Annotated in this window: 12 protein-coding genes; 2 read left to right on the forward strand and 10 right to left on the reverse strand. The window is 61.8% G+C overall.

Going from position 1 to position 13,464, the window contains the following annotated elements; translation table 11 throughout:
* Positions 1-192 precede the first annotated feature (192 nt).
* A complete protein-coding gene (gene ilvA, locus J3P96_RS12360; RefSeq protein WP_434657454.1) occupies positions 193-1,200 on the forward strand; it encodes a threonine ammonia-lyase, biosynthetic in 1,008 nt (335 codons plus the stop codon).
* 377 nt (positions 1,201-1,577) lie between these two features.
* Positions 1,578-1,862 carry a DUF1652 domain-containing protein gene (locus J3P96_RS12365; RefSeq protein WP_434605157.1) on the forward strand — a complete coding sequence of 95 codons (285 nt, stop codon included), beginning with the start codon at positions 1,578-1,580 and terminating at the stop codon, positions 1,860-1,862.
* Between the two features lie 75 nt (positions 1,863-1,937).
* Here J3P96_RS12365 and J3P96_RS12370 read toward each other — a convergent pair whose 3' ends face one another.
* From J3P96_RS12370 to J3P96_RS12415, 10 genes are all read right to left on the reverse strand, one after another.
* Complete coding sequence (locus tag J3P96_RS12370) at positions 1,938-2,876, reverse strand: carbohydrate kinase family protein (RefSeq protein WP_434657457.1); 939 nt, start codon at positions 2,874-2,876, stop codon at positions 1,938-1,940.
* Positions 2,877-2,888: 12 nt separating this feature from the next.
* Positions 2,889-4,376 carry a xylulokinase gene (gene xylB / locus J3P96_RS12375; protein WP_434657459.1) on the reverse strand — a complete coding sequence of 496 codons (1,488 nt, stop codon included), beginning with the start codon at positions 4,374-4,376 and terminating at the stop codon, positions 2,889-2,891.
* A gap of 206 nt (positions 4,377-4,582) precedes the next feature.
* Entirely contained in the window at positions 4,583-6,064 is a 1,482-nt protein-coding gene (locus J3P96_RS12380; RefSeq protein WP_434657461.1) for a mannitol dehydrogenase family protein, read from the reverse strand.
* A gap of 15 nt (positions 6,065-6,079) precedes the next feature.
* Positions 6,080-7,183 carry an ABC transporter ATP-binding protein gene (locus J3P96_RS12385; protein WP_434600949.1) on the reverse strand — a complete coding sequence of 368 codons (1,104 nt, stop codon included), beginning with the start codon at positions 7,181-7,183 and terminating at the stop codon, positions 6,080-6,082.
* Between the two features lie 39 nt (positions 7,184-7,222).
* Positions 7,223-8,053, reverse strand: coding sequence for a carbohydrate ABC transporter permease (locus J3P96_RS12390; RefSeq protein WP_014338173.1), 831 nt, complete (start codon positions 8,051-8,053; stop codon positions 7,223-7,225).
* A gap of 10 nt (positions 8,054-8,063) precedes the next feature.
* Positions 8,064-8,996, reverse strand: a complete 933-nt coding sequence (locus J3P96_RS12395; protein ID WP_434630638.1) for a carbohydrate ABC transporter permease — start codon at positions 8,994-8,996, stop codon at positions 8,064-8,066.
* Between the two features lie 163 nt (positions 8,997-9,159).
* On the reverse strand, positions 9,160-10,470 hold the full coding sequence (locus tag J3P96_RS12400; RefSeq protein WP_434657463.1) for an ABC transporter substrate-binding protein: 1,311 nt from the start codon (positions 10,468-10,470) through the stop codon (positions 9,160-9,162).
* A gap of 172 nt (positions 10,471-10,642) precedes the next feature.
* Positions 10,643-11,548: an AraC family transcriptional regulator gene (locus J3P96_RS12405; protein ID WP_305500721.1), complete on the reverse strand. Its 906-nt coding sequence runs from the start codon at positions 11,546-11,548 to the stop codon at positions 10,643-10,645.
* A gap of 80 nt (positions 11,549-11,628) precedes the next feature.
* On the reverse strand, positions 11,629-12,921 hold the full coding sequence (locus J3P96_RS12410) for a glycosyltransferase (protein WP_434657466.1): 1,293 nt from the start codon (positions 12,919-12,921) through the stop codon (positions 11,629-11,631).
* Between the two features lie 75 nt (positions 12,922-12,996).
* Entirely contained in the window at positions 12,997-13,368 is a 372-nt protein-coding gene (locus J3P96_RS12415; protein WP_434657469.1) for a response regulator, read from the reverse strand.
* Between the last annotated feature and the right edge of the window lie 96 nt (positions 13,369-13,464).

The following is a 13,464-nucleotide window of genomic DNA, read 5'->3' on the forward strand; positions in this document are numbered from 1 at the left end:
CGGGGATTTCCATTGACTTCCCGGCCCCTCGCGGCTAGTTTCCAGCCATGACTTCCACCGCACTGCGCAGCCAGCCAAGCATTATTACCGCCATTCCTTATCTGGCGGGCTAGCTGACGACTGCACCCAACCCGCCCTAGAGGCGGGTTTTTTCTTTCTGTCTCCAGGGCCTTACCCGACCAGGAGACAGCCATGACCCCAACCAGCCCCGAGCAGACGCTGCTGGAGCACTACGTCAAGAAGATCCTTGCCGCTGCGGTGTACGAACTGGCGGTGCCCACGCCGCTGCAAGCGGCTGCGGCGCTGTCCCAGGCCTTGGGCAATCGAATTCTGCTCAAGCGCGAGGACCTGCAACCGACGTTCTCGTTCAAGATCCGCGGCGCTTATAACAAGCTCGTGCAACTGACCCCCGAGCAACGCAGCCGTGGCGTGATCACCGCATCGGCGGGCAACCACGCCCAAGGCGTGGCGCTGGCGGCTCAAGCGTTGGGTATCTCGGCGTGCATCGTCATGCCGCGCACGACGCCCCAACTGAAAGTACTGGGCGTGCGCAGTCGCGGGGCCGAAGCGTTGCTGCACGGTGAGAGTTTTCCATTCGCCCTGGAATTCGCCCTGGACCTGGCTCGGCAGACCGGGCGGGAATTCGTCTCGCCGTTCGATGACCCGCAAGTCATCGCCGGGCAGGGAACCGTCGCGATGGAGATCCTGCGCCAGCATCCAGGTCAGCTGGATGCCATCTTTGTTCCGGTCGGCGGTGGCGGCTTGATTGCCGGGGTGGCGGCTTACGTCAAATACCTGCGTCCGGAGGTGCGCATCATTGGCGTCGAGTCGGAACACTCCGCATGCCTCCAGGCCGCACTGGCAGCAGGGAAGCGGGTGACGCTAGCGAGCGTCGGCACGTTCGCCGACGGCGTGGCCGTCGCGCAGATCGGCGCCCATGGCTTCGATATCTGTCGTTTCTGTGTCGATGAAGTGATCACCGTCAGCAACGACCAGCTCTGCGCCGCGATCCGGGATATCTATGACGACACCCGCTCGATCACCGAGCCGTCCGGCGCCCTGGCGGTGGCGGGGATCAAGCGCTACGTGACGGACAGCGGAGCGCAGGGCCAGACACTGGTGGCGATCAACTCTGGCGCAAACATCAACTTCGACAGCTTGGGCCACGTGGCAGAGCGCGCGGCAGTGGCTGCGTCTTGAGGTGCTCCCGCGCATCATGTTTTTTGAAGTAGCCGACGGGTGCCCGCCCGTGAAGTCGAAATAGTGGCTAATCTCCAGCCTGGCAAGTTGAGCGGCGCGATGCAGTTTGCATGGATAAAACACCGTTTCCTTGCATTTTGCATGGCCGTTGCGTTGGACCTGACTGCTAAGTAATTGATTTGTAACGGTGTCGCTGTACTGATTTACGGGCATATTTTTTGCGAGTTGATACCCGAGTCCGATGACGGGCTCCAACACCAGAAAACGCCAAAATGAACGAACGGCACGGCATTCGAAGTCCTGTCCGCAGGGAAGAATCGGACGAAAATACCGCCGTCGTGAACATGAATTGGCTGCCTCAAAAGGAGAGAGTTGCCATGTTTTTATCTGCCCTCGAAATGCGAAACATCATTGAAAGCAGCCTGCTGCCCAAACGCTCGCAATGCACCTTGTCACCTGATCTGTCCATGACCGTTAAAATCTACGACGACCACCAGACCGACCGCGTGGCGTTGGTCAAGAGCGATATTGACGCCACCAAGCTCACCGGCTGCCGCGCCATCAACGATCTGATTGCGGAACTGCGTACCGAACTCGACCGTGGCCAGGGTCACGGCCACGGGAACTATTTCCACCAGCAACACCGGATGAGCGGGCGTTAAGCACCGCCCGACCTTTGCAAACCTGACGACCGGGTCCGATGTTGTTCGAACCCGGCGTCCAGCTTTCGATTTTTCTCAGACCAATTGCTGCCGATAGGGCAGGTCTGGCCCGACTTTACCGCACGTCAGTGCCGCGGCGCGCATGGCGAAATGGAGCATCTCCCCGATCTGCTCCGCGCTCAGCGAATGCAAACCCTGCACATCATCCAACTGCTGCTCTGTCAGCCAAGCGATCAGCGCAGCCTGGAACGTGTCGCCCGCGCCCACCGTATCGGCAATCTGGACCGGGCAGGCGGGAAGCGACCATACGCCATGCTGACGGCTGAACACCGTTGCGCCCTGGCCGCCACGGGTGAGGAAGGCCAACTGACAGCGGTGCTCCAGCCAGCCCCCAATTACTTCGTGTGGGTCCTGGTCAGGGTAGAGCAGGCTCAGGTCCTCATCGCTGACCTTGATCAGGTCGGCGTATTCCACCAGCGTCGCGATGCGTGAACGCCACAACTCGATGTCTGGCTGCGGATTGAGCCGCACGTTCGGGTCGAGGCTGATCAGGCGTCGGCCGCTTTCGCGTTGTACCAGTGCCAGCAGCGTATCGCCCACCGGTTGCACCACCAATGAGAACGAACCCACATGCAGGCCGCGCACTTGCGGGCCCAGCGTCGGCAAATGCTCCACGCGCAATTGCCGGTCTGCGCAGCTTTCGCCACGGAAGCTGTAGTGGGGCGAGCCGTTGGCGCCGACAGCGACCATGGCCAGGGTGGTGGGGGCCTCGAAGTCCTGGGCAAACTGAGTGCTGACGCCTTCGTCCACCAGCACCTGTTTCAAGCGCCGGCCCAGATAGTCGGTGGACAGCCCGGTAAACAGCGCCGACTCGATCCCCAGTCGACGCAAGCCCACCGCCACGTTGAACGGTGAACCACCGGCGAGCGCCTTGAAGTTCACTTGCGAAGCCGGAGTCTGCGCTTCGTTTGCGCTGAAGAAATCAAACAGCGCTTCACCACATACCAGATACATAATTGCCTGCTCTCAAAGGGTTGCGACGTGTTGCCGGTAACGTTCGTAGGCTTGTTGTGACGCCGCGACGTGCGCGGCGACGGGCCGGGTTTCGCTGGCCGGGTCGAGTTTGACGCAGCGCTCGCACAGGTCGGCCAGGGATGTTTGCCCGGCGCCATGACACCAAGCCGCCTGGATCGCCCCGCCCAGGGCAGCGGCTTCGCTCTGTTCGGTGCAAATGACGGTGGTGTCCATGCTGTCGGCGACGATCTGTCGCCAGACCGGGCTCTTCGAGCCGCCGCCGATCAGGCGAATGCTCTGGGCCTTGAGCCCGTTGGCACGGAGCAGGTCGAGGCCATAGCGCAGGCCGAAGGTCGTGCCTTCGACCACCGCGCGGCAGAGGTTGGCCCGGGTCAGGTTGGTGGTCGTCAGGCCCAGCAGGCTGCCGGTGGCATGGGGCAGGGCGGGGACGCGTTCGCCATTGAGGAACGGCAGCATGCACACGCCCTCGGCACCGATCGGTGCCTGGGTCACGAGGGTATTGAACGTATCGATGTCCAGTTCCAGCAGCTCGCGCAGCGCTCCGGTGGCGTTGGTCAGGTTCATGGTGCAAATCAACGGCAGCCAGCCGCCGCTCGACGAACAGAACGTCGCCACGGATGCTTGCGGGCTGACCACGGGCTCGGCGGCATACGCATACACCGTGCCGGAGGAACCGAGGCTCATGGTAATCACGCCGGGCTGGATGTTGCCGGTGCCGATGGCGCCCATCATGTTGTCGCCGCCGCCACTGGCGACCACCGCGTCGGGGTTGAGGCCCAGGTGTGCGGCGATCTCGGGCAGAATCCTGCCGACTGGCTGATGGGCCTCGATCAGCTCGGGCAAGGCCGATTCCAGCCGGCCGCTGGGGTCGATATGGCGCAGCAGCGCGCGATCCCATTGGCGGGTACGGACGTTGAAGTAGCCGGTGCCCGAGGCATCGCCATACTCGCTGCAATGGCGCCCGGTAAGCCAGTAGTTGAGGAAGTCGTGGGGCAGCAGGATGCTGGCGGTCCGCTCGAAAACCTGCGGGTGCTGTTCCCGGGTCCAGAGCAGTTTGGACACCGTGTAGCCCGGCGCAATCACCACGCCGAGGCGTTCCAGGCTGCCTTCTTCACCGCCGAGATGCGCCAGGAGACGATCGTTTTCCGCGGTCGTCTCGGTATCGCACCACAGTTTTGCCGGGCGCAGGACCTGGCCCTGCTCATCGAGCAATACCAGGCCGTGCTGCTGGCCGGAGACGCCGATGCCGAGAATCGACTGGCCATCGACCTTTGCATCCGCCAGCGCTTGGCGAGTGGCCTGGGTGAACGCGTCGAGCCATTGCCGGGTGTCTTGTTCCCGGCGGCCGTTGGCACCGCTGATCATGTCGTGGGCGGCGGCGCCCTGGCCGAGTACCTGGCCGCTGATCGAGTCGAGGATCAGCGCCTTGGTGCCTTGGGTGCCGCAGTCGATGCCCAGGAACAGCTGTTGGTTTGCCATGGAAATCCTCGGATCAGCAGCTTGATTACGTTATGGTCAGGGACATATGGTCAGGATCATGGAGTACCTGTGGCGAGGGAGCTTGCTCCCGCTGGGCTGCGCAGCAGCCCCAATCCTGGCAGCGCGGTGAGCCTGACAAACTCAGGGGGTCGCTTCGCAACCCAGCGGGAGCAAGCTCCCTCGCCACAAAAGCGGAGTGTGCCCGCTCAGTCCGCGTCAGCAAGAATCCGCTCTAGTGTTCGTGTCACCCCTTGCTCGCGCAAGCTGTTGCAGCACCATTCGAATGCTGCCACGAACTCGGGCGAACTGGGGATGGCCGTGCCAAAAATTTCTTCCACTGCAAGCATTCTCTGGGTCACCAGCGCGTCGTCAGCCACCAGCGCCTGGGAGAACGCCGCGCGTGGATCGGGGATCGAATAGGTCGTGCCATTTTCATCTACCCCTTTGAGGTAAACAGCCCAGGCCGCCACCACCAGCGCCGCGCGGCGGGTCTGGCCGCCGTCGGCGATCAGGCGGTTGATGGTCGGCACGGTGAATTTGGGAAATTTCGACGAGCCATCCGAACACACCCGTTCCAACTGGTCGGCGATGGCCTGGTTGGAGAAGCGCTCCACCAGGGTGTCCTTGTATTCCGTCAGGTCGATGCCCGGCACGGGCGCCAGTTGTGGCGTCACGTCCAGGTCCATGTAGGCGCGGATGTAGCGCACGAACAACGGGTCGTTCATGGTTTCGTGGACGAAACGATACCCCTTGAGGAAACCCAGGTACGTCAACGCGAGATGGCTGCCGTTGAGCAGCTTGATCTTCATCTCTTCATAGGGCGAAACGTCATCGGTGAACTGCACGCCGACCTTCTCCCAGGCCGGGCGACCATTGACGAACTTGTCCTCCAGCACCCATTGCACAAAGGGTTCGCAGACCACTGGCCAAGCGTCGTCGATGCCATGCTCGTCGTGCAGCTGCAAGCGGTGGGCGCTGCTGGTCATCGGGGTGATGCGATCGACCATGGCGTTGGGAAAGCTCACGTTCTGCTCGATCCAATGTCTCAGTTCGGGGTCTCGCAACGCGGCAAACGCCAGCAGCGCCTTGCGCGTGACGGCGCCGTTGTGGGGCAGGTTATCGCAGGACATCAGGGTGAACGCCGGCGTCCCCGTAGCCCGGCGTTTGGCCAGCGCGGCGCAGAGGAAGCCGAACACGGTCTGCGGTTCGTCCGGATGGGCCAGGTCGTGCTGGATCTGCGGCAGATGGGCCATGAACTCGCCGTTGCTGTCGTCAATGCAATAACCACCCTCGGTGATCGTCAGCGAGACGATGCGGATCTGCGGGTCGGCCAGTTTGTCGATCAACGCCTGGGCGCCATCCTCGGCCAACAGCATGTCGTCGATCGCGCCGATGACCCGGACTTCGGTGTCATCGGTGTCGCCCAGTTCATAGAGGGTGAACAGGTAGTCCTGGCCAGCCAGATCATCCCGGGCCCGGCGATCTTCGGCCCGCAGGCCGACGCCGCAGATCGCCCAGTCGAGGCCTTCGCCGGTGTTCATCAACGCATCGGTGTAATACGCCTGGTGCGCACGGTGGAAACCGCCGACGCCGATGTGGGCGATGCCCTGGCGGCGGTCGCCCAGGTTGTAAGCGGGCAGGGCGACCTCGGCGTTGAGGTTGTGCAGGTTCTGTCGGTTGAGTTTCATCGCAAATCTCGGCAATCAGGCGGCAGCGCGCAGCGCGCGGGAGACCGCCACGCCTTCGGCATCGAATAGGTGGCAGTGTTCGGCGTCCAGGTGCAGCTCCAGCTGCTCGCCGAAACGGCTCGCCAGGTCACCCCGCACGCGCATGGTCAGGGCTTCGCCGGAGGCGGTGACGACATGGCAGAAGGTGTCGCTGCCCAGGCGTTCGCTGACATCGGCGGTGACCCGCAGCGTGCAATCACCCGGTTGCGCCAGGTTCAGGTGTTCCGGACGAATCCCCAGGGTTACCGCGCCGCCGACGCTCAGGTTGGCACCGCTGCGCGGCAGGCTGATGCGGGTGCCGGCGTCCAGCAGCACTTCACAACCCTGGCCGTCCAGGCCGGTGACCTTGCCCTTGAGAAAACCCATCTTCGGCGTGCCGAGGAACCCGGCGACGAACAGGTTGGCCGGCTGGTGATACAGCTCCAGCGGCGAGCCGACCTGCTCGATGCGCCCGCCGTTGAGCACCACCACCTTGTCGGCCAGGGTCATGGCTTCGACCTGGTCGTGGGTCACGTAGATCATGGTTGCTTGCAACTCTTTATGCAGGCGCGCCAGTTCCAGGCGCATCTGCACGCGCAGGGCGGCGTCGAGGTTCGACAAGGGCTCGTCGAAGAGGAAGATTTTCGGGTTGCGCACGATGGCCCGGCCGATCGCCACGCGCTGGCGCTGGCCGCCGGACAGCTGCTTGGGCTTGCGCTCCAGCATCGGCCCCAGTTCGAGGATGCGCGCCGCTTCGTTGACTTTCTTTTCCACCTCGGCCTTGGGCACACCGGCGAGGTCGAGGGCGAAGGACATGTTCTTGCGCACGCTCATGTGCGGGTACAGGGCATAGGTCTGGAACACCATCGCCAGGTCGCGCTTGGCCGGGCTGACTTCGGTGATGTCACGGCCGTCCAGCTCGATGGTGCCGTCGCTGACTTCTTCCAGGCCGGCGATCAGCCGCAGCAGCGTGGACTTGCCGCAGCCCGAGGGGCCGACGAAGACCACGAATTCGCGGTCGTTCACTTCAAGGTCGATGCCCTTGATGATGGAAAAGCCTTCGAAGCCTTTTTGCAGATTCTTGATTTTCAGGTTGGCCATGATGATGGGCCTCCACTTCTGATGACTGTGTAGGGCGCGTTACTTCACCGCGCCGAAGGACAAACCGCGCACCAGCTGTTTCTGGCTGATCCAGCCGAAAATCAGGATCGGCGCGCAGGCCAGGGTCGAGACGGCGGACAACTTGGCCCAGAACAGGCCCTCGGGGCTGGAATACGAGGCGATCAGTGCTGTCAGCGGCGCGGCTTTGGATGAGGTCAGGTTGAGCGACCAGAACGCCTCGTTCCAGCACAGGATCAGCGACAGCAGCACCGTTGACGCGAGGCCGCCCTTGGCGATCGGCAGCAGCACGCGGACCATTTCCTGCCACAGGGTGGCACCGTCCAGGCGCGCGGCTTCTAGGATGTCGCGCGGGATGTCCTTGAAGTAGGTGTAAATCATCCAGACCACGATGGGCAGGTTGATCAGCGTGTAGATGATGATCAGCGCGAGGCGCGTGTCCAGCAGGCCGAACTGCTTGGCCAGCAGATAGATCGGCATCAGCACGCCCACCGGCGGCAGCATTTTGGTGGAGAGCATCCACAGCAGCGTGCCTTTGGTGCGCTGGGTTTCGTAGAACGCCATGGAGTAGGCCGCCGGCACCGCGATCAGCAGGCACAGGGCGGTGGCGCTGAAGGAAATCACCACCGAGTTCCAGGCGAAGCTGAAGTAGTTGCTGCGCTCGTTGATGTGCAGGTAGTTCTCCAGCGTCGGCGCGAAGATGAACTGCGGCGGCGTGGCGAAGGCGTCGATTTCAGTCTTGAAGCTGGTCAGCACCATCCAGAAGATCGGAAAGAAGATCAGGATCGCGATGGCCCAGGCCAACGTGCCCAGCAGCAGGCTTTGCAGGCGACGGGATTGTTGAAGAGTCATGGCGACGGCCTCAATGCTTGTCGGTGAGGTTTTTGCCGATCATCCGGACCAGGATGATGGCGGCGATGTTGGCGATCACCACGGCGATCAGGCCACCGGCTGACGCCATGCCGACGTCGAACTGCACCAGCGCCTGGTTGTAGATCAGGTAGGCGAGGTTAGTGGAGGCGTAGCCAGGGCCACCGTTGGTGGTGGTGAAGATCTCGGCGAACACCGACAGCAGGAAAATCGTCTCGATCATCAGCACCACGGCAATCGGACGCGCCAGGTGTGGCAGGGTCAGGTGCCAGAAAATCGCGATCGGTCCGGCACCGTCCAGGCGCGCGGCTTCTTTCTGTTCCTGGTCGAGGGACTGCATGGCGGTCATCAGGATCAGGATCGCGAAGGGCAGCCATTGCCACGACACGATGATGATGATCGACAGCAACGGGTAATGCGCCAGCCAGTCCACCGGCTGCGCACCGAAGAGCTTCCACACCGAGGCGAGGATGCCGGAGACCGGATGAAAGATCAGGTTCTTCCAGATCAGCGCACCGACGGTGGGCATGATGAAAAACGGCGAGATCAGCAACACCCGCACGATGCCGCGACCGAAAAACTCGCTGGCCTCCAGCAACGCGCTGATCAACACGCCGAGCACGATGCTGATCAGCAGCACGCTGCCCACCAGCAGCAGGGTATTGGTGGCGCCGGGCATGAAGCCCGAATCGGTCAGGAAATAAGTGAAGTTCTCCAGCCCGACGAATTCGTTTTCACCGGGGTAGAGCAGGTTGTAACGGATCATCGAGAAATAGACGGTCATGCCCAGCGGCACGATCATCCACAGCAGTAACAAGGCGACCGACGGGCTGACCAGGAACCAGCCGGGGTTGGCCAGGCGGATCTTGCGGGCTGGCGGAGCTATTTCGATGGGAGCTTTGACTGTTGTCGTTGAGCTATTCATGAGCGCTTACTCTTATGCGACACATTCCCTGTGGCGAGGGAGCTTGCTCCCGCTGGACCGCGCAGCGGGCCCATGCCGATAGGCAATCTTTCTGATCGCCAGGGCGGGCTTTGCCCGCCAGCGGGAGCAAGCTCCCTCGCCACAAATGGATATTTACAAGTCTTTACTTGGGATACCCGGCGCGTTTCATCTCGCGCTCGGTGGTGGACTGCGCGGCGGTCAATGCCTGGTCCACGCTCTGCTGGCCGGTCAGCGCGCCGGAGAAGAACTTGCCGACCTGGGTGCCGATGGCCTGGAATTCAGGAATGGTCACCAGTTGGATGCCGATGTAAGGCACGGGCTTGAGCGTCGGTGCTTTCGGGTCGGCGACTTTCAACGACTCCAGCGTCACCTTGGCAAACGGCGCGGCCTTCATGTACTCGTCGCTGTAGGTCGAGGCGCGGGTGCCTGGCGGTACGTTGGCAATGCCGTCGGTCTTGGCGACCAGTTGGCCGTATTCCTTGGACGTTGCCCAAGTGGTGAAGACTTTGGCGGCGTCCTTGGCTTTGGAACTGGTCGGGATGGCCAGCGACCAGGAGTACATCCACGAAGTGCCCTTGTCGGTTTTTTCGTGGGGGGCGAAGGTGAACCCGACGTGATCGGCCACCTTGCTCTGGGTCTTGTCGGTCACGAACGAGCCGGCGACGCTGGCATCGACCCAAATCGCGCACTTGCCGCTGTTGAACAGGGCCAGGTTCTCGTTGAAGCCGTTGCTGGACGCGCCCGGCGGGCCGGATTTCTTCATGTTGTCGACGTAGAAGTTCAGGGCATCCTTCCACTCAGGCCCATTGAACTCCGGCTGCCACTTCTCATCGAACCAGCGCGCGCCAAAACCGTTGGCCAGGGTCGTGATCAGCGCCATGTTCTCGCCCCAACCGGCCTTGCCCCGCAGGCACAGGCCATACTGTTCCTTGGACTTGTCGGTGAGCTTTTGCGCGAATTCACCGATCTGGGTCCAGGTCGGGTGCTCAGGCATGCTCAGCCCGGCGTTCTTGAACAGGTCCGTGCGGTAATAGGTGATCGAGCTTTCGGCATAGAACGGCAGGGCGTACAACGAGCCCTTGACCGACAAGCCATCGCGCACGGAAGGGAAGACGTCTTCCAGGTCGTAGGACGCCGGCAGGTCCTTCATCGGCTCCAGCCAGCCCTTGGCTCCCCACAGTGCGGCTTCGTACATGCCAATGGTCAGCACGTCGAACTGTCCACCCTGGGTGGCGATGTCCGTGGTCAGGCGCTGGCGCAGGACGTTTTCTTCGAGCACCACCCAGTTCAGCGTGATGTCCGGGTGCTCGGCCTCGAAAGTCTTCGAAAGCTTTTGCATGCGGATCATGTCGCTGTTGTTGACGGTGGCAATGGTCAGGGTTTGCGCGCCGAAACTGACGCTGCTGAGGGTCATGCAGGTGGAGACAAGCAGAGCTTTTACCGAAGGTTTCATCGCGCACTCCTTTTCCGCGCCCACGGGCTGCAGAAGGACAGTTATTGTTTTTGTGTCTTCCAGATGAGAGGAAGAATGTGCGCTGATTACAGCCCTCAATGGATTGCATGACAAATCATTCGTCGCACTTTTACTGATACTTTTTTGCACTCAAGAGCAGGCAAGGTAGAGATCAGGCCTGGTTCTGCTCGGTCAACCGCTGCACCGCCAGCCGCCGGTAGTGCGACGGGGTCATGCCCTTGAGTTGCTGGAAGCGTCGGTTGAAGTTGGAAATATTGTTGAAGCCCGACTCGAAGCACACATCGGTCACTGGTTTGTCGCCATCGGCCAGTAGCTCGCAAGATTTGCTGATGCGCAGGCGATTGACGAATTCGATGAAGCAACGCCCCGTGGCTTGCTTGAAAACCCGGCTGAAGTAGGTGGGTTTCATGCCCAGGTGCTCGGCGACTTCTTCCAGGGGCAACTCCCTGGCGTAATGGGCAAAGATGTAATCCACCGCGCGGTTGGTGCGGTCGATGCTGTGCTCGTCCGCCGCGTGTGGTGTGGTGGCGCCCGAAAGCAGCTGGAAGTCGTCGCAGGCCGCCAGCAGCTCCATCAGGATAAAAAAGTAGCCCAGCCGGCTCATGCCCTGGGCGTCGGCGATGCGTTGCATCAACGTCATGGCCTGGCGGATGGTGCGCTTACAGCGAAATTCGATGCCGTGCTGGGCACGCTCCAGCAGCGGTGCGAGGGTCTTGAGCTCGGCGAACACCTGATTGCCGCTTTCAAACAGCTCATCGGTGAAATTCACCAGCATGTCGCGCTTGGGCACCACTTCGTCCTCGGCCACCTGGCTGATCCAGTTGTGGGGCAGGTTGGGGCCGGTAAGGAACAGCGACTGCGGAGAAAAATTGCCGATGTAGTCGCCGATGAAGACTTTGCCCGAACTGGCGACGATCAGGTGCAGCTCGTATTCCTTGTGGAAATGCCAGCGCACCAGCGGGCAAGGAAAGCCGTGCTGGCGATAGATGATGGACAGCCCGTTGTGGTCGTCCATCAACTCGTAGGAAGGGTCGGTGACTCTGGCTGTTCGGGTCATGGGCCTGGCGCTTTTATTGTTATCGCCGCTGGATAATGCCCCCTTCGCCGCGCAGGTTCCAGCCCCGGGACGAAGGCCTGTCAGCTGTTGCGGTTCTTCTCTTCGATCCACTGCGACATGTACTGGGTGCTCTTGTGCTGGTGATGGCGCAGCATGCTGCCGGTGAAGTTGTCCCGGCGCCGGCGCGCCAGATCGGCACGACAGGCATTGATGCTCTCGATCAGCGCCGGGCCGTGCACCTGCCGGCGAAAGCGCGCCGCCAGCAAAGCCAGCCCGGCGTCCTGGGCATCGGCCCAGCGTGCCTGATCGCTATACAGCTGTACGGCGGCGTTGGCGATGTCCTCGGCGCTCTGCGCGATGACACCGGGCCAGGGCATGCCGGCGTGCATGGCTTCGGCACCGATGGGCGTGGTGACGCTGGGCGTGCCGCAGAGCATGGCTTCGATCAGTTTGCCCTTGATACCGGCGCCGAAACGCAGGGGGGCCAGGCAGATGCGCGCCGCGGACATGACCTGCAAGGCATCCTCCGCCCAGTTCATGATGTAAAAGCCTTGGGCCGGGTTATGCAGCGCTGCGGCCTTGGGCGGGGTATAGGCGCCATACAGGTGCAGCTGTGCACCGGGCAGTCGCTGGCGAATCAGCGGCCACACGGCATTTTTCATCCAGAGTACGGCGTCCCAGTTCGGTGCATGGCGGAAATTGCCGATGCTGAGGAAGTGCGCCCGTTCTTCGAAAGGCACGAAGGCTTGCTCATGCAGGTCGAGCATCAATGGGCACCAGAGCAACAGCTCACGGGGCACCTTGAAGTGCTCCACCAACAGTTCGATCTCGACTTCGGACACCATCAGGTTCAGATCGCATCGATACAGAGCGGCAATCTCGCGCTTGGCCAGGTCGGTGTCGGCCATCAGCTCGAATTCTTCGCGCAGGGCGGGGGCGAACAGGTCGCTGAAATCCTCACAGGTTTCATCGGCTTTCAAGCGATCCTTCAAGCGCTGATGCCGCGCGTGGCGCAGGCTTTGCAGATCGGAAGTTTCCAGCACGCGCAGGGCGTCGGGGCAGTGCTTCTCGACTCGCCAGCCAAACTGTTCTTCCATCATGTACTGGTCGAACAGGACGACATCGGGCGCGAGTTCGCTGACGAATGCGTCAAAACTGCTGCTATTGAGCTCGATCGGTACCTCGCGGATGCCCAGGGCGATCAGGTCGGCGCGGTTTTCCCCGGGCCTGGCGGGGCTGCTGAAAGTGATGTCCCAGCCTTGCCCGAGAAAAGCCTCCAATAACTGCATGACATGCCCACCGGCCGCCGATGAGCGTGGCTCGGGCCAGACATAGCCGATCACCAGGACTTTGGTGGCGGTGGGATGAGACATGAGGGACATTCCTTGAGGCGGGTCAGGCGCGGTCGGCGCGCGGGGCGCCGATAGTGACCAAGAATGCGCCTGGGCTCAAGAAAGAATCTTTTTCACCTTGTCGCGCAGTTGGTCGATGGAGAAGGGTTTGCCGATCACGTTCATGCCTTCGGGCACATCGATGCTTTCGGCATAACCGCTGGCGAACAGGATCGGCAGCCCTGGCCTGGCCAGTTGGGCCCGTTTCGCCAGTTCGCGGCCGTCCATGACCGGCAGGCCGACGTCCGTCATCATCAGGGCGATGGGCTGAGCGTCATCGTTCAGAAACTCAAGTGCCTGCTCGCAGCCGTCAGCTTCCAAAACCTTGTATTCCAGTTCTTCCAGCACATCGACAATCAACATGCGCACGATGTTGTCGTCTTCGACTACCAGGATGGTGGAGGGGGTGCCAGAAGCGGGGACGGACATAATAGACTTCTCGGAAGATGGAATCGGTAGGGGCGCGGCAAAAAATAGCCGTATGCATGAGTAAGTAGCGAAGCGGTACAAGTTCCCGAGGTTGTA

This window comes from Pseudomonas sp. R3-56, from assembly GCF_051132075.1.
In the GTDB taxonomy this organism is placed as follows: Bacteria; Pseudomonadota; Gammaproteobacteria; order Pseudomonadales; family Pseudomonadaceae; genus Aquipseudomonas.

Bases quoted from the DNA above. Each gene is read 5' to 3' on its own strand.
- ilvA (WP_434657454.1), top strand. From the start codon at position 193: ATGACCCCAACCAGCCCCGAGCAGACGCTGCTGGAGCACTACGTCAAG.
- J3P96_RS12365 (WP_434605157.1), top strand. From the start codon at position 1,578: ATGTTTTTATCTGCCCTCGAAATGCGAAACATCATTGAAAGCAGCCTG.
- J3P96_RS12370 (WP_434657457.1), bottom strand. From the start codon at position 2,876: ATGTATCTGGTATGTGGTGAAGCGCTGTTTGATTTCTTCAGCGCAAAC.
- xylB (WP_434657459.1), bottom strand. From the start codon at position 4,376: ATGGCAAACCAACAGCTGTTCCTGGGCATCGACTGCGGCACCCAAGGC.
- J3P96_RS12380 (WP_434657461.1), bottom strand. From the start codon at position 6,064: ATGAAACTCAACCGACAGAACCTGCACAACCTCAACGCCGAGGTCGCC.
- J3P96_RS12385 (WP_434600949.1), bottom strand. From the start codon at position 7,183: ATGGCCAACCTGAAAATCAAGAATCTGCAAAAAGGCTTCGAAGGCTTT.
- J3P96_RS12390 (WP_014338173.1), bottom strand. From the start codon at position 8,053: ATGACTCTTCAACAATCCCGTCGCCTGCAAAGCCTGCTGCTGGGCACG.
- J3P96_RS12395 (WP_434630638.1), bottom strand. From the start codon at position 8,996: ATGAATAGCTCAACGACAACAGTCAAAGCTCCCATCGAAATAGCTCCG.
- J3P96_RS12400 (WP_434657463.1), bottom strand. From the start codon at position 10,470: ATGAAACCTTCGGTAAAAGCTCTGCTTGTCTCCACCTGCATGACCCTC.
- J3P96_RS12405 (WP_305500721.1), bottom strand. From the start codon at position 11,548: ATGACCCGAACAGCCAGAGTCACCGACCCTTCCTACGAGTTGATGGAC.
- J3P96_RS12410 (WP_434657466.1), bottom strand. From the start codon at position 12,921: ATGTCTCATCCCACCGCCACCAAAGTCCTGGTGATCGGCTATGTCTGG.
- J3P96_RS12415 (WP_434657469.1), bottom strand. From the start codon at position 13,368: ATGTCCGTCCCCGCTTCTGGCACCCCCTCCACCATCCTGGTAGTCGAA.